A 24,499-nucleotide genomic window follows, 5' to 3' on the forward strand; every position below is an offset into this window, starting at 1 on the left:
CTGGAGGGCGGTCGATGATTGGCTGCTTCGGAAAAGTGCCCGCGAGCGCAGATTTCGTCAGCCTGCATGGTGCCAGCGACGATGTCTGCGAGTTCGATGCATGGCTGCAGGGCGCACTCGCCGACATGCAGCACCGCGAAGACTGGCGCACGCTGTTCGACCGATTGCCCGTGTGCTTTTTCAGCTACCGGGCACGCAGCGGCAACTGGCTGGTGGGCGGTTTGATCAGCTCCCGGGACTCAAGCGCTCGGCGTTATCCGTTCTTCATCTTTCAAACGGTGAAGTCCAGTGACGCCGGGCTGTTTGTGAACCCGTTCACCCTGAGCGAACTGTTCGCCGGGCAGATCAAACCGTTGCTGCACATGGCCGCGCAAGGCGAAAGTACGGCGGTGCTGTTCGAACGCATCAGGGCCTTGCGACCCTTGCAAGGGCAGGACTTCGAGCTGTTCAGGCGTGTGCATGAGAAGTTTTTGGTGAACTTCACCCTGCGTGACATCGCGACCTCGCTGGAAAGCTCCTACCCGGAGTTCATCAGCAACGCCGTGCTCACCCGGCTGCAGGCGCTGAGCCGCCCGTCGTCCAAGGCACCCGTTGGTATTTCGCTGCCACTGCCGGCAGAACGAGGCTTGAAGAACCCGACAGCCGATCTGTGGGTCAACTGGCTGACACGCATCGAGCCGAACATGGCGGTGCCGCAGATCAGCATTCTGGCGGATGATTTCATGCGCCCCCGGCTGTTCTGCTTCGCATCCCGCAACACCTCCGGCGTGTACCGGGTGGTGACGGGCGTGAGTGAGCATTCGGAGAGTTATGACGTACTGGCACCCTTCGACGCGTTCGACGAACACCACCGAGGCCATGTGTTTCCAGACATTGACCGCCCTCTTTATGACGTTATCGACCGCTTTGTCGATGTGCTGGATTTGAAGCCCGTATGAACAAGATCAAATACTACTTTTTGCGCTACCAGCCCTACGTTCTAGGGGTCTGCTTTTTCCTGGCGATCTTTATCGTCTGGAGCATCGGCCGTGCCCTGGGCTTCAGCTCGATGAACAGCCTGCTGACGGGGATCGGCCTGTTTCTGCTGTTGTCGGCAGCCTATGTGCTGTTGCTGTACCGAGGCGTATCACAGCACCAGAACCTGGAAGGCCTGCTGCGTGACGACGCCGATCAGGCGGTGCTCAACGCCAGCCCGGCAGACCGTGAAGAAGTCAGCCTGCTGCGCGAGCGCCTGCTGCAAAGCCTCGAGCGCCTGCAGAGCAACAAGCCGAACGGCAGCAACTCCAAGGACGCGCTCTATGCCCTGCCCTGGTATCTGGTGGTCGGTCAGCCCGCAGCGGGCAAAAGCACCATGCTCTATCAGTCGGGCCTCAACTTCCCCTACGCAGAGCGCGAAGGCGCACGCGTGGCCGGGTTGGGTGGCACGCGCAATTGTGACTGGTTCTTCAGCTCCGAAGCCGTGCTGCTGGACACTGCCGGTCGCTACATGAACGATCAGGAAGAAGCCGGCAAATGGCGCGCTTTTCTGCAATTGCTGCGTCAGCATCGCCAGCGCAGACCGCTCAACGGCCTGATTGTCACCGTCAGCATTCATGACATCCTGCAGTCCTCGGTGGAGGACCAGGAGCGCATCGCCAAGCGTCTGCGCGAGCGCATTCAGGAAACCCACGCGCTGCTGGAAGTGCGTCTGCCGGTGTATCTGGTGTTCACCAAGTGCGACCTGGTCCCGGGCTTCGTGCCGTTCTATCGCCAGCTCGACGATGTGGCGCGTGGCGAAGTGATGGGCAAGACCTTCCCGCACAAGGGCTTCGAGCAAGCCGACTGGGGCCAGCGCTTCGGTGTGGCGATGGAAGAACTGATCAATTACTGGAAACAGATCGCCAACCAGCAATTGGTGCTTCAGGACATCCAGGTCACTCGTCAGGACACTGCGGTGTATCGCTTCCCGCTGGAGCTGGAAGCCCTGAAACCGCGCCTGCTCCTTTTCGTCGATGCTCTGCTGCGCGCCAACCCGTATCAAAGCGCCGAGATGCTGCGCGGTTTCTACTTCACCAGCGCACTGGACGCCGATCAGCCCGAGATGGGCGGACACACCCGCCAGGTCACCGAACGATTCCAGCTGGAAAGCGAGCAGGAAGCTGTCGATGGCAATGTCCAGCCGCACCCGCTGTTCATCAACAGCCTGTTCCGCAAGGTGATCATCCCCGATCAGCATCTGGTGGCGCTGTACACCACCAACCACCGAGAGCGTCGCCGCAAGGCCGCCTGGATCGGTGGCGCAAGCCTTGTGGCGTTGCTGCTGTGCAGTCTGTGGGGCTGGTCGTACTGGAACAACAAGGACAACATCCAGTCCATCTCCAGCGAACTCGCTCAGGCCGCAGCCGAGGACAGCAAGGCCACCGGGCAGTACACCGAGTGGCAAACGCTGGATCGCATGCGCTTCTGGACCTCGCTTTACTACGACCGTCATCACGACGAAGGCGTACCACTGCGCTTGCGTCTGGGTCTCTACCGGGGCTATGACGTCGAGCCGCTGCTGCGCACGCGTTACTTCAACCGTCTGGAAACGGTGATGCTCAAACCGACCGCAGACAACCTGACGCGCTCGCTTTACCTGCTGACCACGATCAAGGTCTATCAGCGTAATGCCAAGGACCTGATGCCAGTCACCGGTGTGGACAGTGTCGAGCCCAAGGCGCTGCCGCCGGATAACCGCGCACAATCCATCGCTGCCTTCGGCAAGGCCACGCTGGACACTTACGTGATGTTGTCGCGCGCCCAACGTGAAAAGGCTGACCCGGCGTTCCTGAAAGCGAAGATGCCTGATTACTGGTATCCGGCCATTGCGCGTCAGACCGGCAAGACCATCACCGCGAATGCCGAGGCAGGCTCCAATCAGGATTACGAGTACGCCAGCCGACAGATCAACTTCTACAGCGATCAGATTCACGAACTGGACGTGCCGCGGATTCTCGACAACGCATTTCTGACATCCAGTTCGCGTAATTACATCAACAGCCTGTTGACGCAGTCGTTGAAGGCTATCGAAACGATCACGCTGGAATCGGACACGCTGTTTGCCTTTGGTCGTGCCGATTTCCAGAGCCTTAAAACCGAAGGTCAAAATCAGCTGAGCGCGATCGCCGGCAAGCTGTTGAATACACCGAACATCGGCAAGATCGTGATTGCAGGTCACGCCGACCAGTTGGGCGACCCGCAAAGCAACATGCAGGTGTCCAAACAGCGTGCGCAGACCATCAAGACCTACCTGGTCGGCAAGGGCGTGCCCGCCGAGCTGGTGGACGCGGTCGGTGAAGGCAGCGAGAAGCCTCTGGTCAAATGCGACATGCAGCAACCAAGGGCGCAGTTGATTCAGTGCCTTGAGCCGAATCGACGCGTGGAGATCGAAGTACGCGCGCTCAATTGATCGCGCGTTGGCAAGCAGACCGAAGCCCGGGTTGTCCCTATGAAACCTTGGCCGTGGCAAGAGAACCTTTCTTGATCGTTTCAGGAAGGTTAATCAAAAGGGCCGTGTTCTGTCCGCAGACGCCACGGCTTTAAATGAAGAAGGAGAAGCAGAAAATGGCATTTGACGCATACATCCAAATCGATGGCATCCCAGGCGAAGTTCTGGACGACAAGCACAAGGACTGGATCGAAGTGTTGGGCTACGAGTTCGGCGCTACCCAGGCCACCTCGGCGACCGCAAGCTCTTCGGGCGGTGCTTCGTCCGAGCGCGTTGCACTGAGCGACTTCAGCATCCGCAAGTCTGTGGACAAGGCTTCCGCCAAGCTGTTCGAAGCGTGCTGCAAGGGCACTCACATCGCCAAGATCCAGCTGAACGTCAACCGTGCAGGCGGCGACAAGCTGACCTACCTGACCATCAACCTGGAAGAAGTGGTTGTGTCTTCCGTGAAGGCGGTTGCTGGCGGTAGCCAGAAAGGCGAAGACAACGCAGTCAGCGATCTGCCGATTGAAGAAATCAGCTTCAACTTCGCTCGCATCAAGACCACCTACACCCAGCAGAGCCGTTCCGATGGCCAGGGTGGCGGTAACGTCACTGGCGGCTGGGACCGCACTGCGAACAAAGTATTCGCATAAGTCCGTGACACATCGGGTCGCGCAAGCGGCCCGTCTTCAACACCGTGTCTGCCCAGGCACGGTGTTCTTTTATCCTCTGATCAGAGTTGACTATGTCTGAATTTCTCAACGACCTTTCGCTTGCCGATCTGACGGCACCCATCAACGGGGGAAGTGGCGAGGACCTGAGCTTTTCCACCCTGTTCGATCAGGTCAAGGAAGCTCGTCGAGCAGACCCCGACTACCTCACCCAAGGTGACTGGCAAACCGATCTCAAGTCCTCGGACTGGGAGCAGACCATCACGTTGGCCGCACAGGGCCTTGCCGAACAAAGCAAGGACCTGATGCTCGTCGCCTGGCTCAGCGAAGCCCTGGCGCACAAATACCACTTTGTCGGCATCACCTTTGGCCTGACCGTGGCCGAGCGGATCCTGCAAAATTTCTGGGACGATCTGTACCCATCCTTAGAGGATGGCGTAGAAGAACGTGCCGCCCGCCTGGCCTGGCTGAAAACCACGCTGACCGAAGTCGTCGGCGGGCTGCCGATCACGCAGGGGCAGAATTTTGGCCTGTTGCGCTACGACGAGTCGCGCCACGTTGAAAACCTCGCGCTGCAAAACCCCAAGGCCATGCAGTCCGCTGTTGAAGAAGGCAAGATCAACGCCGAAATCTTCCAGCGCTCGGTGGTCCTCACCGACTCGGACCACTTGCGCCTCAAGGCCAGCGAAATCGCCGCCAGCCTGTACGCCTGCCAGCAGCTCCAGGCCACTGCCGACACCCTGTTCGGCCGCGACGCGCCGAGCCTCGTCACCCTCAGCGACATCCTGCAACGCGCCGGGCAACTGACCGAAAAGCTGCTCAAGGACCGCGGCATCGAACTGAGCCCTGCCCCCGCCGCCGCTCAGGCCGCCCCCGAAACCGTCGTCGACCAACCCGCAGGTGCCGTAATGACCCAGGCCAGCCAGGACAGCGCGTCCGCACCACTGCGCACCACCCCGACCACACGCGACGAAGCCTTCACCATGCTCGCCGGCATCGCACAGTTCTTCAAAAACACCGAACCGCAAAGCCCCGTCCCGTACCTCATCGAGCGCGCCATCAAGTGGGGCAACATGCCGCTGGAAGGCTGGCTGAACGACGTCATCAAGGACAGCAACGTCGTGGACAGCATTCGCGATGTGCTCGGTACGAAAGAGCCTAAGCAGTAAGGGCAGTTCGTAGGATGGTCTGTATGAACATGCGTACAGACCATCAGGAAATGCACCACAGGGCGAGTCTGTCTTTACGACTGACGTGCCCATGATTTACCCGTATTTTGCGTCGTACCCAGCGCGGCAACAGGGGACGACCATTCACGTGATTCACACACATCAGGGATTAGAGAATGAACACGTCAGACCCGGTAAACGCATCAGGCCATTACAGCGACAAATGGAAAGAACGCTTCGCCTTTTTTGATGCGCATGGCGGCCCAAGCGCACCGGGGTTCAGACCTGCGCTCAAGCAACTGCCCTTTTTGAAAAAAGTGAAAATCAACTTCAACTTCTTCGCGTTCTTTTTTGGGCCGGTTTACCTGTTCATTCTGGGGCTGTGGAAGAAGAACCTGTGCATTATCGCAATCATGATAGTGGTTTCTGTCGCGCTGAACATCGTGATGGACATGTTTGAGTTCCGCTACGCCAAGGAGGCGAGTTCTGCGCTGGGGTTTGCGTTTAATTCGCTGTATGGCCAGTTGACCAATTACGCGTATTACCTGAAGGAAGTGAAAGGCGAGCAGGGCTGGAATCCGTTTGAGGGGTTGCGTTGGTGAGGCGCGAAGCGCGTCAGCTAAAGGGTAAACGCCGGAAGCGCGGCTATTTGTTGAACTGGATAACTTGAATCTTCCCATTCTCCGCATTCACCGAGTAGGTCACACCATTCCAGCAATCTGCGATGACATGAGCGTTGTCATCGCAGTGAATACTCATAAACGGCTTGTCCGCCTGCGTACCGTGCGGGCTTTCCTCGATCTGCCAGAGCACCTCGCCAGCCATCGAGAAAGCGAAGATGTTCCGGTTGAAGACCTCGCCCGGTGGGGATTCAAGCCTGATTAGCACTATCCCCTTAAACAGCAGAAACGTGTCCGCCGGGTAAGGAAGGCAGACTCGCTGACTCTCTATCCAGAGATTCCCGTTCTCGATCCGACAATGATGAGAGCTCATAACTCAGCCTTCAAAGCCATCAACATAAAGCGCCTGATAACGCGCCATCGTATCGATGAGCCGTTGCCGTAGATACCCGTTCGCATGCCCCAAGGCAGCCAGGATCTGCGCCGACTCCACCAGATAAGACGCTCGCTTTGCCTTCTTCCAGGTGGACGGCGCTGACTGCAGATTGGTGATGCGATCACACAACTTGACCGACGCAGCTTCTTTGGAATGACTGGCGATCCCGGCGAAATAAAGCGCTTCGGAAAACGGCACGATCAGGTTCTTGCTCAGGCACGCCACGGCTGAGGCGACCTCCATACCGAAAGCTTCAGCCAACTCATCCTGAGTTACCGGCGTATCCTCCAGCACGTCGTGCAGCAACGCTGTGGGCAAGGCGATTTCAAGCGCGCCCACAGATTCTTCGCGATGGGCGAAGATCAACTCGTTGGCGACCATCGCCACGTGGGTGGTGTAAGGAAGGTCCGAACCGGTCATTTTTTGGCCGACGTGGGCATGGGATGCGAATAGCCAGGCTTTGTTGTAGAGGTGTTGCGGGCATGATTTGGGCATTTGGGTCAGATTCCTTGAGACGCGATATAAGTCAGGAGCTGTGAGCTGATCCTCGGAGAGAGTACGCGCGTTTCCCTATCAGTCGCCGATAGACTCGCCCAAAGGATCATGCAGCGGCGCACGCTCAAACAACTGCTGAGCCAGACCGTGAATGTGCTCGGACCATGCGACGTTCTTGACCCATTCCTCCGGCATGCCTGACACCCCATAAAGCGCGCCTGCGATTTGTCCGGCAGTGGCGGCTACGCTGTCGGCATCATCAGCCAGGTTGGCAGCCAGCAAGATGGCGTCTTTGAAATTATCGGTATTCCATACAGCCCACAGAGCTGCTTCGAGTGTGTCGATGACATAGCCGGAGGAGCGGATCTGGTCGCGGGTTTTTTCTTTGTATTCGCCAGCGTTGATGATCAATGCTCGCGGTCGTAACGGGCGAATCATCGGAAAAAGGGTTTCTTCTTTGTCTGCGCCGTTAAGGGCGAGATGCAACTGGGCGCCGAGCAGCTCGCAGCAACTTATAGCCTCCATTGCTCTGTGTGTGCATCTGCTTTGTGCGGCGCTTTGCCGCCACGTAGCGAATAGCGAGTGCCTGCGAAATATTGCAGTGGGTGCCAATCTTATTATCGACCCATTACCGGCAGTAGATGGATCGTCGTTGCCATACCAGCCATCTTTGCTTGCCAAGTGTCCTTCCAGAGCAGCACGAGTAGCGTTTCCGATATCGAAGCACTTACCGTTATGACTGTTCTCGCCCTGCTTATACCAACGACATAGCCTATCGGCGTAATCAGAAAAATCGAAATCACCTTTAGCAAGGTAGGTGTCCGCAAGGCAGAGAGCCATGCTGGTGTCATCGGTCCACTCACCGGGATTGAGCTTGAAAGGGCCGCCACCGACCATGTCAAAAACGTGGCTACGATCACGAGGCAAAAACTCCAGTGTTGTGCCCACCGCGTCGCCAATGGCCATACCGAGCAAGCACCCCTTCGCACGGTCCAGCGCCTGTTCTTCGCTGAGGGTACACGTCCGTGATGCTATCCAATCGGGCTTGCCCCTCGGCAGCCTGGGTGCATCAGGCTTCAGCATGTAATCCATGCGTTGAAGTAGCTGCGCGGAAGGTGCGGGCAGCAGATGATCGTAGCGCTCAACATAGTGGTCGAGCATGTCGTTGGGGCTTCTCAAGTCGATCATGGGTCCTTCCAGGATAATCTTTCAAGGTGCAGAACAGTATGGAAGCTGCTACCTGTTGCCCGAGTCTATACCGCTTGTTAACGGCCAAATAGCCGTTCCCCGCTTTGCTCCTGGCTTCTGGATCAAAAAATCATCCCGCTCTCTCCTGCGGCATGTCGTGGCGAAAGCATCTGCAGCAATGAGATCTGTGTGGAAAAGATCGAAGCTGGCTTTGTCGATCTTGTAATACTCCTCGTAATCGATCAAGCCATTGCTCACCGGGAACGATAAATAAAAACGGCCGGAGGTTTCCTCAGTGCCCAAGGAGAGCATGAGGTCGCGATTGAAAAAAGTGTCGTTAAATTTCATATGACTGCCTTAGAGCCTTAGCCATTCAACCTCATAGATAAAGCCTATCAATTTGTGCAAAAAGCGCCTACAACAAGCTTCATTTTCTGCCATTCTTACGAACAATTAACTATAAAGATAAAATCATTATGGACGTCACCACTTAATAGACTATGCCCAAAAATCAAAGCATTAGCTGTCAAAGAAAAATAAATGTAAGGCCGCTGCAATTTAAAGTTCACTTCCCGTCTACCTGCATACAATATTCTTGGTCGCCCACCATCTTGCAGGGCCAGCCATCGTTAATGTAACGCGTCGGCTTAAAACAAACTCGCTCATCGTTCACCCAAAATAATTGCCATGCCGAACCAGAAATAAGCAATTTTGGACACGGCGTATAGTCTCTAGCATGCAACACAATAGTAGTCAATACAGCTATGGAGGGCACAATATAGATTATTGTCTTGACAGAAATCTTGAGCATCAAACTTTGGAAAGCCCCCAAAAAAGAATTATTTGGAGTATCAAATTTCTTCCCTGTCCATACGGCTATAGAGCCTCCAATTATAATTAGCAGCACGGCGGGCGGAACCATGAGTAGGCAGAACGCAAGATAAGGAGTTTCTACGACAGGTGCATTTCTATATATACGCCCATACAGAGGAAGTACATGTTCCCACATCCAGTAAACTGAAAAAACACCGACCAATGTCATGAAGAAAACGAATACCGCCGCTCCAAATCTGAACAGTGCAGGTGACATAGAGCCTCCCCCCATCTGAATCATCGCTTAACGAATGGATCTTGGTATAAGATGCCTGTGGGCAACTTTACTTTTAGCCCATTAGCTGATTGAGACGCTATATAGCTCACATCCACAATGGCTCGAGCTAGCTCGTAGTCCGTATCTTCAAACTCATTAGCTCCTAGAGCGCCAAGTGACAAATCGTGAAGCGTCGACTTTTCTTTCTCAACACCCTCGAAAACCGCCTTGACATAGATGAGTTGATTAATTACCGATATATAAATTGGAAACTGGGGGTTACGCGCGCGCCGATCCTTAGCAATTAAAAGAGCGTGATTCATCGGAAAGCACAAAAACATCTTCGCCTCACTGTGTAACCACTTAGAAACCACGCTGTAAAATTATCTAATCATGAAACTTTCAGTCCTTAGCCATCTTGGCCGCCAACATTTTGTAAGCTTCCGTTTCTCGCGCCTCTATGAGCTCTATATAGAAATCTGTGTAAGCAGCCTCCAAATCTTTATATGACTGTAAACGTGTTTCAGTGAAAAGCTTGTAACCTGGGATATCTCGTGGCTCTACCATTTCTGTTATTTGGCCTCGTTCCGCTCGGAAAAGCAAATCTTCAAGATCCAATAATAAAATTGAAGCATCAGGGTCATGAATCTTATAGAAATCAAGCTTCTCTCTAAGCTTTATAGCCGCCGACTTCAAGGCATTAATATTCATACTTGTATACCCCTTAATTATCTATTGCACCAATTAACCTAGGCGCGGACCATTCACCACGATTCGTTACTATACTTTGAACAGCATTGCCAGACCTTGCGATACTTCCACTAAATTCCGTAGTCGGTGCGACTTTGTTAACAAAAACCTCGGTCGGCTTTATTGGCGTTATTTCGAATACGGAATATTTCGATGCTTCACTGGTGAGGGGAAGGCCAAAAAAATCCGCAAGTGTAGACTTGCTTTGACTGGCTTTCTGTAATTCTTCCATCGTGGTGAAAAAAGGTGAGTAGTCGGTAACTTCTTTCCCTACAGGCACGATTTTGACCAGTGGTGAATCCATCACCACTGTTTTTGGTATTGTGCTTCCAGATCCAATTTGGCCAACAGCACGTTTGAATATCTCTTCAGTAGTTGCGTCTGGCGCTGCAGCTCGCAACTTATCCAAGTAAAGCTGTCCATCTCCTGTAGAAAGATAATCCGTTATTTCTTTTTGAGAAAGACCTTGCGTCTCAAACGTTTTTGCTTTTTCAAGTTTAGTATCATGAGATACAAAATCAGAATCTTGTTTGGCATAGTACTCGCGCATATTATCGAGTTCTACGTTCTTTAGCGGAGCCGGCCCATTAACCTGCAACTCAGGCAGAGTCAACAACTCCTGCTGATTGCGCGCCAACCAATTCGCAAACTGCTTGTTCGAAATCTCTGCCTGAAGCTTGGTACTGCGCGCTGCGATGCTATCCATGCTGCCCATAAGGCCTGCCTTGACCTGTCCACGTGTCCAGTACGTCACGATGGCAGTGAAGAGCAGCAGTACGAGTTGTTCCTGACCTTTAGCCAGTTGCTGAGCGGCACGATCAATGCGCTCCTGCATTACGTATGCCGAACCCCCGGTAGGGTCGAGGCCCTCGGGTTTCAGGCCTTCGTCAGCATGCCAGGCGGTAGCAAAGCCTTCCTGCAGTGTTGCAAGGCAAGCGGGTAGGCCTTGGTAGAAATACTCAGCGATAGATGCAAGGCCTAGCGTCAACAGGATCAGATTGCCAACCTGTAGCCCGATACCCGCCCCCGCTGCTGCTACCGGCACGGCGCCTACACCAAAGAAAAACGACCCGGCAACGCCGCCAGCAATGGTGCCGACCGCAACGCTGCCGCCCAGAATCATCGCCACTTCTTTGACCAGTTGCAGCAGTACCGGGAGGATCTGTTCGATCTCGATAGACGCCCACTTGCGCTTGAGGTCTGACTCGACAATATCGCGGGAGAGCCTCATGGCTGCTTTCACCGAATCGATGCGATTGCTGCCCATGTAGCCGAATGCTTGAGTCGCGGCGGTACTGACGCGCCGAGTGAAGCCATTCCAGCTGTCATGAGCGCTCTGCAGCCCATCGCTGTAGCCTTGGTTTAGCGTATTGAATTTATCATCGAGGTTTCGCTCGATGTCATCCCAGCTAGGAACATTGGCTAATAGGTCCATTTACACATCACAGTCCTGGGTTGAAGGAAGCTAGCACCGGTGCCTTGCGTGACCACGAATCAGCGTAGTCTGGGCAGCGCGTATGTCGCCTGTCAGACCTGAATATTTGAGCTGAATTTCAAGGCAAGCTCATTTTTCTCATCTGCCAAACAGACCGCAATGATGCCGTTAAGCCATCAACCAGTCGAGTCTTCACTTAAACCATTGTGAATACTGAGTATTTACCCATTAAAAAGTATCTGAGCTCGGTGGAATCAAAACGCCTATAGATAGCGTGTCTTCATCAGAACCACAGCCAACGCCTGAGCCGCATGGTTGTGGTTGACACGGCGCAGCACCACGGTGTTTCCTTTCATACTTTAAGATAAGAACTGTAACGGTTTTGTGAGAGATGTAGGGTATTTTTACTGAGCTAGTGGCACTTTCACACTAATTTATGGTCGCACGCTGCAGTATTTGCGAGATGTGGAATGCGTCTGTAGCCCTGGTCCTACGAGATTTTCAGAGGTTTAGGGCGCGTTGCACACCCGTGGTTAATGTCAATCCAATGCCCTAAATGATTGATACTTAAGCACCAGACCTAAGCCGTGACTTGTCAGTTCGTAATCGTTAGCCGCTAAACCCGGCGGTGCTGGCCTCCCTGCCCTCAAGGAGATATACATGTTGATGGACCTTGCCGCGATGCTTTCGCCGCAGAACCGGCGCCTTTTCAAGTTCAAGAACCTCGCCAATCCTGAGCAGGAACTGCTGCTGGAGTCCTTCCGAGGGACTGAAGGTCTTTCGCGTGCGTACCAATTTGATCTGCTATTGGTGTGCCAGGACTCCGGAGTCGAGCTGAAGTCGATGATGGGCCAACATGTCGTCATCGAGATCGAGCTGGCCGATGGCTCGCCACGCTACATCGCTGGCTATCTCACGCGCTTTGCTAGCGGTGGCAGTGACGGCGGCATGGCCAAATACACGGCAACGCTCAACCCCTGGTTCTCGATGCTGAAGAACCGCTTCGACACACGTATCTTCCAGGGGAATACGGTTGAGGAAGTCGTTACCCAAGTGTTCGCGATGTGTACCGCGTTCTCCAAGCATGAGTTTCGCCTGAGCAAGCCTCTCAAGCGCTATACCTACATCACCCAATACCGCGAATCCGACTTCAACTTCGTCCAGCGCCTGCTGGAAGAAGAAGGGATGTTCTATTACTTCGAGCATACCGCCGAAGGCCACACCATGATCATCTGCGACGACTCCACCACGCTGGTGCCGTTGCCGGAACAGCCTCAGATACGCTTCCATTCGGCATCTGTTACCGAGACAGCCGACTCCATCACCGATTGGAACGGCGACCGCAGGCTGCAATCAGGAAAAATGGCGGTTCAGACGTTCGACTATCGTCAGCCTAACAACAGGCTGCCAGTGACCATGAACAGTCTGAACCAGCAGGGTGACGTTGAGAACTTCGAGGTGTACGACTTCCCCGGCCAGTACACCCATGGCACTTATGATGAAGGTGAGGCGTTGTTGCGCTTGCGCGTTGAAGCGCTTGAGTTGAGGGGCAAGAGCTTTCGAGGGGCCAGTAACTGTCGCGCCATGAAGCCTGGCTATACCTTTGAACTGCTGCAGCATTACGACCACGATCAGGGCTCGCCTGAAGATCGTCAGTTTCTGCTCGTTCTTATTGATAGCGAAGGCCACAACAATTACCTCAACGGCCAGCAAGCCAGTTACCGGAACACCTTCTCCTGCGTACGCAAGAAGATAGTTTTCCGCCCACAGCTCACCACCAACCGCTCTGTCATTTCCGGTCCGCATACCGCTATCGTTGTGGGCCCGCCCGGAGAAGAAATCTTCACAGACGAACTGGGTCGCGTGAAGATTCAGTTCCACTGGGACCGCAAAGGCGAGCACAACGACAAAAGCTCCTGCTGGGTCCGCGTCGCTCAATCCGGCGCAAGTGGCGGTTTTGGCAGTATCCAGATCCCGCGCGTTGGTGACGAGGTGGTGGTCGTTTTCCTTGATGGCAACCCTGACCGTCCGCTCGTCATGGGCAGTCTGTACAACAGCCAGAACACGCCGCCGTGGTCGCTGCCTGCCAACAAGACCCAGAGTGGTTTCCTGACGCGTTCGGCCAAGGGGGATGGCGGTACAGCCAACTTCTTCCGCTTTGAAGACAAGGCCGGTGCCGAACAGGTGATCATGCATGCCGAGCGCAACATGGACACCGAGATCGAGCTGGATGAAAAGCACGAGGTGGGCAATAACCGCAAGGTGACGGTCGGCGGCACAAATACGGAAATCATCCAGAAAGATACTGTGACGAACGTGCAGCAGGGATCGTTTACGCTAAAGGTCGACAACCAATTCATTCAGGTGGATGCCAAGCAGTACATCCTTCTCAAAGTGGGCGACAGCAGCATCTCGATCACTCCGGAAGGCATTCAGATAAAAGGCAAAGTGATCAATGTTCTTGGCGAGAGCACCTTCGTCAAAGGTGACCGAGTCGACATCAACAAGTGAGAACGCAGGGCATGGAACGAACAAGTCTCTACGACCGTATTTCCGCAAAACGTATTGCGGATGAGGAGGCAGCACGCAAGGCGGCGCTGGAAGCTCCGGTCGTTGAAGCTGTCCCCGAGCCTGAGCCAGAACCGATCACGCCATTGCAGGACGTGCCCAGCAGTTTCAATTTTGGTGGCTTTAATCTGGCCTTTCCTGAGGGCGCCCTGTTTCGTGATGTCCAGGTTATGCTTGAGTACAAAGGCGAGCCGCTCATGTTGTCTGTCAAACGCAGGGACGTAATGCAGGGTGAGGCACTGGAAGCACTTTTCGAAAGCTCGGTGCAGACCTTTCGTGAGCGCGACCCTCAACTCCGTATTATTCGTCGGCGGGACTGCACCCTGGTGGGCTGTACTGCGAAAGCGCTGGATTTCCACTTCAAAGAAGGCAGCGCAGAACAACACGCACGTCTGGTAGGTGCGCTTGTTCCCCTTGCCGGAAAGGATGTGCTGCAGTGGTTGGAAATTTCTTGCCTGATCGATCCGACCAAACCGGACCTCAGCCTCTGGCTGGCGGATTTCGATAGCATGCTGGGCGGTCTCGCCGCACAGTGATTGTTTCTTTTTTGATTTCAGGAATTCTTATCACATGGACTACGAGTTGCACGAAGGCAGTATCAAGCTGCCAGAGGGATTTCAGGACCGCACAGTGAACATGTTCGTGATGGGCTCGACGCTGCCTGCCCCGCTGAGCATTACGGTCTCCAGAGACACTCTCCTACCTTCCGAGCACCTGAAAACCTATGTTGATCGCCAGGTCAAGATGCTTTCGTCCAAGCTGCGCGGTTACACGCTGCTGAACAGAAAAGCAGTTTCGCTATCGACCGTGGCCCCTCTCGAAGGTATCCAGATCGATGCGTATTACATGACCGAAGGGCGTCCTTACTATCAACGTCAGGCGGCGTTTCTGATCGAGCCTGAGCGAGCGATCGTATTCTCGACCACGTCCCAGACGGACTTCAGTGCCGAGCAGACCCAGGACTGGGAAAACTTGCTGGCCAGTTTCCAGCCTCGCGTGGCTGACACTTCTCCAGCCAACGGTAGCGAACAGGAGTAACGCTCATGTTCGAGGCCGCGCGCTTTGGTGACGAAATATCGCATACCGGCGCCCTGGGGGGCTTCCTGATCGGGGCTGTGCTCGGTATTGCGCTCATTGCGACGGTGGCGATCGCAACCTTCACATGCGGGTTCGGCGTGGCTCTTCTGGCAGGACTTGCAGCAGGCGTCGGAGGTAGCCTGCTCACCGCCGCAGGAGAGGCGATAGGGAGTATGTTTTCCTCCCCTTCCGGCACGATCATCACGGCCTCACCCAATGTGTACATCAACAACCGCAAGGCAGCGCATGTTGAAAAAAGCATTGGTGCCTGCGACAAACATCCGGGGCCGGTCAAGATTGCCGAGGGCTCGACCAACGTCTTCATCAACAGCGTGGCGGCGGCGCGCAAAGGCGACAAGCTGACCTGTGGCGCGACCATCTCCGGCGGCTCCGACAACGTATTCATCGGCGGCGGCAGGTATCGCTATCTGCCAGTGGACGACGAAATTCCAGGCTGGTTGCGCACTACCGTCGATGTGCTGATGGCCGTGGCGGGTGCGGCAGGTGGTATCGCCCAGTTGCTCAAGGCCGGAACGCAGGCTGGCATGAAAGCAGTGCTGCCCTGCGCCCTGAAGTTCACCGCAGGTTTCGTCGCCGGCGAAGTGGGCAGTCGCTACGTGGTTGAGCCTGTGATGCGCAGTGCCATCGGCGGCCTGAGCGGCAACCCGGTCGATACCACGACTGGCCGCAAGCTGATCCCGGATGAGATCGACTTCAGCCTGCCCGGCCTGATGCCCATCGAATGGTCGCGTTTTTACGCCAGCAACCTGAATGTCGACAGCGTACTCGGCAAAGGCTGGGTGCTGCCGTGGGAGCAAAGCCTGCGCAAGCGCGGCAGCTTCCTCTACCTTACGGACAACCAGGGCCGCACCGTTCCGTTCGTGGACATAGCGCCCGGCCAGCGCATCTACAACCCCCACGAACAGGTTTACCTGGTCTGCACACAGGGTGGTCACTACCTGCTGCAGACACTGGACAACATCTTCTTCTACTTCGGCGAAGTGCCTGACGACAACAAACCGGTTCCGTTGGATCGTATCGAAAACGCCCTCGGTCACTTCCTGCATTTCACCCGCACCGAACAAGGCACGCTGACCGACATCAGCGCGACGGGCGGGATCCGCGTGCACCTGCATTACGACGAAGTGACCACGCGCCTGACCTCGGTCAAGCGCATCATCGACAACGAGGCAGTCGAAACGCTGGTTCAATACCACTACGACAGTAATGGCCAGCTCGCTGAGGTGTTCAACCGCAACGGTGATTCCGTGCGCCGTTTCAGTTACACCGATGGCGTCATGACCCGCCACAGCAACGCACTGGGCCTGACCTGCGAGTACCGCTGGGAAATCATCGACGGCCAGCCACGCGTCGTCGAACACCAGACCAGCGATGGTGAGCATTTCCACTTCCGCTACGACCGTGAGGCCCGCACCACCTGGGTCACCGACGTACTGGGCCGCGAGCTGGAAATTCATTACAACAAGGACCATCGCGTCACCTCGAGCCGCGACTACAGTGGCGATCACTACGTCATCGAGATCGACGACACCGGCAACATGACCGGGCTGACCCTGCCCGATGGCAACCAGCTGGCATTCGAGTACGACGAGTTCGCCCGGTTGCTCAAGGAGACCGATCCGCTGGGCCGCAGTATTCGCTACCAGTACCACCACCTGACGACGCTGATCACTCAGGTCGATTACCCGGATGGCAGTACCTGGAAGGCTAACTACGATGCCAAAGGCAATCTTGTTGCCGAGATCGATGCGCTGGGCCACAAGACCGAGTACCTCAACGGTGAGGACGGCCTGCCGCACACCATCGTCGACCCGACGCTCAAGTCCAAATACCTGTGGTGGAACACCCTGGCCCAAGTCCAGCGCTTTCAGGATTGTTCGGGCAAAAGCACTTATTACCGCTATGACGAACGTCACCACCTGGTGGCCGTCACCGATGCCCTGAACAACACCACCACGCTGGAACGCAAACCCGACGGCGAAGTGCTGCGCATCAACCATCCGGATGGCACCAGCGAGACCTTTACCTACAACGAACTGGGCCAGGTCCTGACCCACACCGATGGCAAAGGCCAGACCACCCAACTGCTGCGCAACGGCCGTGGCCTGCCCAAATGGCGTCAGGATGCCAAAGGCCAGACCATCACCTACGAATACGACAAGGCCATTCGCCTCGTCGCCCTGACCAACGAGAACGACGCCACCTACCGCTTTGCCTACGACGACGCAGACCGTCTGATCGAAGAAAAACGCATTGATAACCTGACCCGCCGTTTCAGCTACAACCTCGGCGGACACCTGACACAGGTCGAGGAAATCGGCTACGGCGAGAAAGGCGAACAGCCACGGCGCAGCACTCATCTGGAGCGCGACCCGATTGGTCGCCTGCTGGCCAAACTCAACGACGATGCGCGTCAGGACTACGCCTACGATGACGGCGACCGACTGCTTTCAATCGAGCGCAAGCCGACGGACACCGGCAGAAAACTGGGCGTCACCGCCGAGAAACTGGAATTTGCCTACGACCTGCTGGGGCGACTGACCACAGAGACCACGCCGCAAGGCGCACTGGCCTACGACTACGATCCACTCAGCAACCTGACCACGCTGACCCTTCCGACAGGCCAGCATCTGAACCACCTGTATTACGGCAGCGGTCACCTGCACCAGTTGAACCTCGATGGCCAGTTGATCAGCGACATGGAGCGCGACGATCTGCATCGCGAGATTTATCGCACCCAAGGCAAGCTCACCAGTTGCTTCGGTTACGACAGCATGGGTCGCAAGGCCTGGCAGTACGCCACAACCCTGCCTGCGGAAAAGCTGTCACAGATTCAGAACCCGCTCATAAAGCCGGAGCGTTACGTCGAACACGCCTACAACCCGATTCACCGCCGTTATGAATACGACCCGGCCGGTGAACTGAGCCGCACCCTCGACAAACTGCGCGGCGAAACCCAGTACGAATACGAAGCCAACGGCCAGCTGCTGGCGCGCAACACCGGCCGAGTGGTCGATGGCGAAGAATTCCGCTACGACGCTGCGGCCAACCGCCTCAACTTCAACACCAGCCGATTCGATCACGTCAAAGACAACCGCCTCAGACAATGGGCGAACCACGAATACAAATACGACGCCTGGGGCAACCTGATCGAAAAAGTTGTCGGCATCGTGCGCTGGCAAACCTTCACCTACGACTGCGAAAACCGCCTGGTCAAAACCGAGACCATGGCTGACACGCAGGTTGAAAGCACCAGCAGCTACCAGTACGACAGCCTGGGCCGAAGAGTCGCCAAACAGTCCGAGATCAAAGGCCAGACCGACCACAAACGCTTCCTCTGGCAAGGCTTGCGCATGCTGCGTGAGGATAGTCCAGGACAGAGCAGCCTGTACCTCTACGAGCCCGGCAGCTATGCGCCGCTGGCCCGCGTGGATGAAAAAGAAGGCGAGGTAGAGAACAAGGTTTATTACTTCCACACCGACCAGATCGGCACACCGCTGGAAATGACCGACGCCGAAGGGCAGATCGTCTGGCAGGCCAAGTACCGGGCGTGGGGGGCGGTTGAAAAGCTGGTGGTGAACGAGGTCGAGCAGAACCTAAGGTTTCAAGGGCAGTATTTTGATGCCGAGACAGGGCTGCATTACAACACGTTTCGGTATTATGATCCGGAGATTGGGCGGTTTATAACGCAGGATCCGATTGGGTTGTTGGGTGGGTTTAATCTTTATCAGTATGCCCCTAATACCAACGGATGGATTGACCCGCTTGGATGGACTGGGCTAGATGCAAGCGGTCGCCCTCTTTCAAGTAGTCAATATAGCGTTTGGAGTAGCGTAGAAATGCCTACAGAAATTCATGGATCCGGACGTAGCACGCACTTCAAGTACGCTAACGAGGAGCTATATAATAGAACATTAAAAAACCCCGAACTGAAGTCAGCTCTTCCTCCAGAAGTAGTAGAGCACATTCAACCTGGTCCTAGAGGAGGTTTCAGTGATAGAAGCCCTCCAAACCATTCGTGGCATCATAATGCTCAAAGCCCTAAAGATATTGAATTGATGCCTAGAGCGCAACATAAGGCTCCAGGCCCCGTACAGAACAGCCTTCACCCTAACCAGCAGGGTGGATTTAAAAAGCTGCAAAGCTCAGCATGTTGAGGTGAAGATGAAAACTTATAGCATTAGAGAAGTTATTTTAAACATATCAGAGATGCCAGACTCATGGTTTTATCTTCCTGACACCCCGTGGACATTGGATACCAAAGGGGCATTTTCACTAGATAGTCGCGATTTCCCGCCCGACTCCACAGACTACTTACCTCCACAAGTATTAAGTGAGGGTTGGAAGGAAACCCTAGAAACACCTATTATCGAAGATATAATATCAAATGTTAATGAACAATTATCTCAGCCAAGCGTTGAGAATTACTTTGATGCGTTTAAGTTTTATTATGAAAATGATGCATTTAAGATTTTTAAAATCTAGAAAATTACAAGCAGCTTTAAAATAAAATAATCTAGCCAGCATTTTATGCATGGCTAGTTATTAGCTCGAAAGGCACAGATACCGCAAGCGTAAAAAATAATTTATTAGTCGTAACGATGCGTTTGCTACATACTCCACATATACCTAAAGCTCTATTGCTCTTTAATAAGGTATACCGCGGCATGACTGCCAACTTTGTCTCAGTCAGCTGCCACTTTCTCTTGAATTAGCGCTGTGCTATCGCTTACACCACATCAAGCTGTACTACCGACAGCAACAGCAAGCTCGGCGAGGTGTTCAATGGTAATGGCGATTCAGTGCGCTTCGTCTCACCTACACCGAAGACGTGGTGACCCGCCACAGCAACATGCTACTGGGGAACCATAGTCGACCCGACGCTCAAGTCCAAATACCTGTGGCGGAACAGCCTCGTTCAGGTTGTGCGCTTTCAGGACTGCTCAGGCAGTTACGTCGAACACGTCTACAACCCGATTCACCGCCGCTACGAATACGACCCGGCCGGCGAACTGAGCCGCACCCTCGACAAACTGCGCGGCGAAACCCAGTACGAATACGAAGCCAACGGCCAGCTGCTGGCGCGCAATACCGGTCGCGTGGTCGACGGCGAAGAGTTCCGCTACGACGCCGCGGCCAACCGCCTCAACTTCAACACCAGCCGCTTCGACCACGTCAAAGACAACCGCCTCAAACAGTGGGCGAACCACGAATACAAATACGACGCCTGGGGCAACCTGATAGAGAAAACGGTCGGCATCGTACGCTGGCAGACCTTCACCTACGACTGTGAAAACCGCCTGGTCAAAACCGAGACCATGGCTGACACGCAGGTGGAAAGCACCAGTAGCTACCAATACGATAGTTTGGGCAGGCGAGTCGCCAAACAGTCCGAGATCAAAGGCCATACCGGCCAAAAACGCTTCCTCTGGCAAGGCCTGCGGATGCTGCGTGAGGAAAGTCCGGGCCAGAGCAGCCTGTACCTCTACGAGCCCGGCAGCTATGCGCCGCTGGCCCGTGTGGATGAAAAAGAAGGCGAGGTAGAGAACAAGGTTTACTACTTCCACACCGACCAGATCGGTACGCCGCTGGAGATGACCGACGCCGAAGGGCAGATCGTCTGGCAGGCCAAATACCGGGCGTGGGGCGCGGTGGAAAAGGTGGTGGTGAACGAGGTTGAGCAGAACCTGCGGTTTCAGGGGCAGTATTTTGATGTCGAGACGGGGCTGCATTACAACACGTTTCGGTATTACGACCCGGAGATTGGGCGGTTTACTACGCAGGATCCGATTGGGTTGTTGGGTGGGGAAAATCTTTACAAATATGTACCAAACCCAACAACATGGGTAGATCCATGGGGATGGGAATGTTGGAGCACGGCTCGTAAAAACCACTGGAAAGCCGAAGCAAAGAATCCAACTCAAACATACTCACCAGCTAACATGGCGCGCATGACAAAAGGTCAAGCGCCAAGAATGAAGGTTGAGGTTATAAATAGAAAAACCGGCAAACCTGAAATTAAAGACGTTTCTATGGAACTGCATCATAGAGATATACCTCAGCGAGTCGGAGGGGACGGAGTACATCAGGCAGGAAATCTTGATGCTTTAACTCCATGGGCCCACGAGTCAGTCGATACATTTAGGCATACGGGATATAGGTTGGTAGATATGATTAAGGGGCTAGACACATGGGTCAAATGATAAGCTTGCAGGAGGTCCGGGATTGGGTCGAGGGAGAAACTTATTCGAGTCTTCTTTCTCACATTGCTCTTAAGCTAGGGCTGGCCGTGAATGAGAAGAGGGTGTCTGATATACTCTTGGAGTATGATATTGAAAATATAAATGCCGCAAATGCAACTATAGAAGATCTAAAAAAAATAGCTAACGACAAGCATTTATGTGAACTATACATACTTACTAAACTGAAAGAAATCGAAGGCACCGAGAATCAGCAGGAGGGTAAACATGAGGAAGATGAAGAAGATACTCTAGTAGAAACCCTTCCATTTTATAGAAATTTTCTGAACATATATCTTCTTGAGTTATACATTCTTAAAGAAAATCCAGAAGCACTCGACTCTTACTTAAAAAAAATCAGAATACCCAAATCTAAACTTTATGCTAAGCAACTAAGATCTATCTATGAATTGATAACTTAAAAATGCTCGACAAAACCTTGTCGAGCCCAGCAATTTAATATTAACCGGGTGTTGCCATGCATTATTAAAAACGTGATGACATCCTGTTTCTACAACGCACTGCACGACAATCAAGCAGGCAGGGGCCCGCTAATATATATTGCATATTTAAAGCCTCTCTTAAAACCTTACGTAAATTAGTTATACGCCATTTAAAAATCTAGACTATAGGAGAGTGCTGATATTTTCAGCACCTTTCCTGTTACGTTGCCCGACGATAATTGGCTGGCACTCAAGTACGACCACCTCTCACGACTGATCGAAGAAACCGACCCGCTAGGGCGCAAGATCACCTACAAGCATCATCTGGCGACCACGCTGGTGACCCAGACGACTTTCCCTGATGGCAGCACGTGGAAGGCCCGTTACGATTCCAGAGGCAATCTTCTGGTCGAAACCGACGCACTGGGGAACAAGACCGAATACCTCAACAGTGAAGATGGCCTGCCACACACCATCATTGATGCGACCTACAAATCCAAATACTTGTGGTGGAACAGCCTCGCTCAGGTTGTGCACTTTCAGGACTGTTCAGGCAAAGACACTTATTACCGCTATGACGATCGCGGTCATCTGATCGCCGTCACCGATGCCCTGAACAACACCACCACGCTGGAACGCAAACCCGACGGCGAAGTGCTGCGCATCAACCATCCCGATGGCAGCGTTGAGTCCTTCACCTATAACGCGCTCGGCCAGGTGCTTTCGCACACCGACGGCAAAGGCCAGATAACGCGGTTGTCCCGCAACGCCCGTGGCCTGCAAACCCGACGCGAGGACGCCAAGGGCAAAGCCGTTGTCTACCAGTACGACAAGGCCATTCGCCTAACGGCACTGACCAACGAAAACAACGCCACCTACAACTTCGTGTACGACAACGCAGACCGTCTGATCGAAGAAAAACGCATCGACAACCTCACTCGCCGTTTCAGCTACAACCTCGGCGGGCACCTGACACAGGTCGAGGAAATCGGCTACGGCGATAAAGGCGAACAACCACGGCGCAGTACCCATCTTGAGCGCGACCCGATAGGCCGTTTGCTGGCCAAGCTCAACGACGATGCGCGCCAGGACTACGCCTACGATGACGGCGACCGACTGCTGTCAATCGAGCGCAAGCCGACGGACACCGGCAGAAAACTAGGTGTTGCCGCCGAGAAACTGGAATTTGCCTACGACCTGCTCGGCCGCCTCGTCAAAGAGACCACACCCCAAGGCGCGCTGGCCTACGACTACGATCCACTGAGCAACCTGACCACGCTGACCCTTCCGACAGGCCAGCATCTGAATCATCTGTATTACGGCAGCGGCCACCTGCATCAGCTCAACCTCGATGGCCAGTTGATCAGCGACATGGAACGCGACGATCTCCATCGCGAGATCTATCGCACCCAAGGCAAGCTCACCAGTTGCTTCGGTTACGACAGCATGGGTCGCAAGGCCTGGCAGTACGCAACCACCCTGCCCGCGGAAAAACTCTCGCAGATCCAGAACCCGCTCATAAAGCCAGAGCGCTACGTCGAACACGCCTACAACCCGATTCACCGCCGTTATGAATACGACCCGGCCGGTGAACTGAGCCGCACCCTCGACAAGCTGCGCGGCGAAACCCAATACGAATACGAAGCCAACGGCCAGTTGCTGGCGCGCAACACCGGCCGCGTGGTCGACGGCGAAGAATTCCGCTATGACGCCGCGGCCAACCGCCTCAACTTCAACACCAGCCGGTTCGATCACGTCAAAGACAACCGCCTCAAACAGTGGGCGAACCACGAATACAAATACGACGCCTGGGGCAACCTGATAGAGAAAACGGTCGGCATCGTACGCTGGCAGACCTTCACCTACGACTGTGAAAACCGCCTGGTCAAAACCGAGACCATGGCCGACACACAGGTGGAAAGCACCAGCAGCTACCAATACGATAGTTTGGGCAGGCGAGTCGCCAAACAGTCCGAGATCAAAGGCCACACCGACCACAAACGCTTTCTCTGGCAAGGTCTGCGGATGCTGCGTGAGGAAAGTCCGGGCCAGAGCAGCGTGTATATCTACGAGCCCGGCAGCTATGCGCCGCTGGCCCGTGTGGATGAGAAAGAAGGCGAGGCAGAAAACAAGGTTTACTACTTCCACACCGACCAGATTGGTACACCGCTTGAAATGACCGATGCCGAAGGGCAGATCGTCTGGCAGGCGAAGTACCGGGCATGGGGAGCGGTTGAGAAGCTGGTGGTGAACGAGGTTGAGCAGAACCTGCGGTTTCAGGGGCAGTATTTTGATGTCGAGACGGGGCTGCATTACAACACGTTTCGGTATTATGACCCGGAGATTGGGCGGTTTACTACGCAGGATCCGATTGGGTTGTTGGGTGGGTTTAACCTTTACCAATATGCTCCAAGTGCAATCGGCTGGATTGATCCGCAAGGTTTAGCTACGCTTTTTGAATTAGGTACCTATGGAGGACTTAACGGGTCAACTCACGTTGGAGATGGTTTACAAGCTCACGAACTCCTCCGTCACGAATATCTAGTCCAGCAGAATCTTGCGGAGAAGAGTACCAGGCTTCCAGGAAATCCATCTATTGCGCTGGATCTAGATCATCACACTAGAGGCCCAATGAAAGATACAAGAGGTATTGGTGGCACTCATTGGCATGAGGCGCAAATACGTGAGAGCCAAGGTTTGGGTAGGAATGAATTTGCATCATCTGTAAAGCGTGAGCTAGACATCACTTCAGGCGCGCTACGGAAGAGTGGGGTTCCTAAGTCTAGAGTGAAAGAGTTAAGAAGAATGGCCAAGAAGTTTCATAGCAGTCTCAATGGGTGTGGGTAATC

General features: G+C 54.4%; 21 protein-coding genes and 1 pseudogene. 14 read left to right on the top strand and 8 right to left on the bottom strand.

The window, feature by feature from the left end:
- Positions 1-14 precede the first annotated feature (14 nt).
- The 5 genes from tagF to JOE39_RS18765 all read left to right on the top strand — a co-directional run bounded on the left by tagF (position 15) and on the right by JOE39_RS18765 (position 5,890).
- Positions 15-938, top strand: a complete 924-nt coding sequence (gene tagF / locus JOE39_RS18745; protein ID WP_032660069.1) for a type VI secretion system-associated protein TagF — start codon at positions 15-17, stop codon at positions 936-938.
- Positions 935-3,427, top strand: a complete 2,493-nt coding sequence (gene tssM / locus JOE39_RS18750; RefSeq protein ID WP_003318809.1) for a type VI secretion system membrane subunit TssM — start codon at positions 935-937, stop codon at positions 3,425-3,427. Before tagF ends, tssM begins: the two co-directional genes overlap by 4 nt.
- Before the next feature lie 155 nt (positions 3,428-3,582).
- Positions 3,583-4,101, top strand: coding sequence for a type VI secretion system tube protein Hcp (locus JOE39_RS18755; RefSeq protein ID WP_003318810.1), 519 nt, complete (start codon positions 3,583-3,585; stop codon positions 4,099-4,101).
- 92 nt (positions 4,102-4,193) lie between these two features.
- A complete protein-coding gene (tssA, locus tag JOE39_RS18760) occupies positions 4,194-5,288 on the top strand; it encodes a type VI secretion system protein TssA (RefSeq protein WP_003343647.1) in 1,095 nt (364 codons plus the stop codon).
- A gap of 176 nt (positions 5,289-5,464) precedes the next feature.
- Positions 5,465-5,890: a DUF2628 domain-containing protein gene (locus JOE39_RS18765; protein WP_016569290.1), complete on the top strand. Its 426-nt coding sequence runs from the start codon at positions 5,465-5,467 to the stop codon at positions 5,888-5,890.
- Positions 5,891-5,933: 43 nt separating this feature from the next.
- Here the strand turns inward: JOE39_RS18765 and JOE39_RS18770 are convergent, their stop codons facing one another.
- The 8 genes from JOE39_RS18770 to JOE39_RS18805 form a co-directional block, all read right to left on the bottom strand.
- Complete coding sequence (locus JOE39_RS18770; RefSeq protein WP_245227491.1) at positions 5,934-6,281, bottom strand: hypothetical protein; 348 nt, start codon at positions 6,279-6,281, stop codon at positions 5,934-5,936.
- Positions 6,282-6,284: 3 nt separating this feature from the next.
- Entirely contained in the window at positions 6,285-6,839 is a 555-nt protein-coding gene (locus tag JOE39_RS18775) for an HD domain-containing protein (RefSeq protein ID WP_024692888.1), read from the bottom strand.
- A 78-nt stretch (positions 6,840-6,917) separates the two neighbouring features.
- Complete coding sequence (tri1, locus tag JOE39_RS18780) at positions 6,918-8,027, bottom strand: ADP-ribosylarginine hydrolase Tri1 (protein ID WP_210078474.1); 1,110 nt, start codon at positions 8,025-8,027, stop codon at positions 6,918-6,920.
- 48 nt (positions 8,028-8,075) lie between these two features.
- Positions 8,076-8,375 carry a hypothetical protein gene (locus JOE39_RS18785; RefSeq protein WP_032660055.1) on the bottom strand — a complete coding sequence of 100 codons (300 nt, stop codon included), beginning with the start codon at positions 8,373-8,375 and terminating at the stop codon, positions 8,076-8,078.
- 217 nt (positions 8,376-8,592) lie between these two features.
- Entirely contained in the window at positions 8,593-9,117 is a 525-nt protein-coding gene (locus JOE39_RS18790) for a hypothetical protein (RefSeq protein WP_050511450.1), read from the bottom strand.
- A 20-nt stretch (positions 9,118-9,137) separates the two neighbouring features.
- The gene (locus JOE39_RS18795) at positions 9,138-9,440 is read right to left on the bottom strand and encodes an immunity protein Tsi6 family protein (RefSeq protein ID WP_245227492.1); all 303 of its coding nucleotides are present in this window, start codon (positions 9,438-9,440) and stop codon (positions 9,138-9,140) included.
- A gap of 79 nt (positions 9,441-9,519) precedes the next feature.
- A complete protein-coding gene (locus JOE39_RS18800; RefSeq protein ID WP_017279074.1) occupies positions 9,520-9,828 on the bottom strand; it encodes a hypothetical protein in 309 nt (102 codons plus the stop codon).
- 13 nt (positions 9,829-9,841) lie between these two features.
- Positions 9,842-11,302 carry a DUF6861 domain-containing protein gene (locus JOE39_RS18805; RefSeq protein WP_032660048.1) on the bottom strand — a complete coding sequence of 487 codons (1,461 nt, stop codon included), beginning with the start codon at positions 11,300-11,302 and terminating at the stop codon, positions 9,842-9,844.
- A gap of 660 nt (positions 11,303-11,962) precedes the next feature.
- On the opposite strand from JOE39_RS18805, the gene JOE39_RS18810 reads away from it, so the two are divergent.
- From JOE39_RS18810 to JOE39_RS26580, 9 genes and pseudogenes are all read left to right on the top strand, one after another.
- A complete protein-coding gene (locus JOE39_RS18810; protein WP_003394197.1) occupies positions 11,963-13,813 on the top strand; it encodes a type VI secretion system tip protein VgrG in 1,851 nt (616 codons plus the stop codon).
- Between the two features lie 11 nt (positions 13,814-13,824).
- Positions 13,825-14,406: a DcrB-related protein gene (locus JOE39_RS18815; protein WP_210078472.1), complete on the top strand. Its 582-nt coding sequence runs from the start codon at positions 13,825-13,827 to the stop codon at positions 14,404-14,406.
- Positions 14,407-14,440: 34 nt separating this feature from the next.
- A complete protein-coding gene (locus JOE39_RS18820; RefSeq protein ID WP_003318825.1) occupies positions 14,441-14,908 on the top strand; it encodes a DUF1795 domain-containing protein in 468 nt (155 codons plus the stop codon).
- Positions 14,909-14,913: 5 nt separating this feature from the next.
- Positions 14,914-19,125 carry an RHS repeat-associated core domain-containing protein gene (locus JOE39_RS18825; RefSeq protein WP_210078470.1) on the top strand — a complete coding sequence of 1,404 codons (4,212 nt, stop codon included), beginning with the start codon at positions 14,914-14,916 and terminating at the stop codon, positions 19,123-19,125.
- A gap of 7 nt (positions 19,126-19,132) precedes the next feature.
- The gene (locus tag JOE39_RS18830) at positions 19,133-19,453 is read left to right on the top strand and encodes a hypothetical protein (protein WP_080272567.1); all 321 of its coding nucleotides are present in this window, start codon (positions 19,133-19,135) and stop codon (positions 19,451-19,453) included.
- A 440-nt stretch (positions 19,454-19,893) separates the two neighbouring features.
- The gene (locus tag JOE39_RS18835; protein ID WP_161421712.1) at positions 19,894-21,171 is read left to right on the top strand and encodes an RHS repeat-associated core domain-containing protein; all 1,278 of its coding nucleotides are present in this window, start codon (positions 19,894-19,896) and stop codon (positions 21,169-21,171) included.
- Positions 21,159-21,629 carry a hypothetical protein gene (locus tag JOE39_RS18840; RefSeq protein WP_003318831.1) on the top strand — a complete coding sequence of 157 codons (471 nt, stop codon included), beginning with the start codon at positions 21,159-21,161 and terminating at the stop codon, positions 21,627-21,629. The genes JOE39_RS18835 and JOE39_RS18840 overlap by 13 nt, the downstream gene beginning before the upstream one ends.
- A gap of 360 nt (positions 21,630-21,989) precedes the next feature.
- Positions 21,990-22,898 (top strand): annotated as a pseudogene (locus tag JOE39_RS26575) (type IV secretion protein Rhs); the annotation flags it as partial.
- A gap of 123 nt (positions 22,899-23,021) precedes the next feature.
- Positions 23,022-24,497: an RHS repeat-associated core domain-containing protein gene (locus JOE39_RS26580; RefSeq protein WP_348529908.1), complete on the top strand. Its 1,476-nt coding sequence runs from the start codon at positions 23,022-23,024 to the stop codon at positions 24,495-24,497.
- Positions 24,498-24,499 lie beyond the last annotated feature (2 nt).

Origin of the sequence: Pseudomonas sp. PvP100 (assembly GCF_017833055.1) — a bacterium.
GTDB classification, from domain to species: Bacteria; Pseudomonadota; Gammaproteobacteria; order Pseudomonadales; family Pseudomonadaceae; genus Aquipseudomonas; species Aquipseudomonas syringae.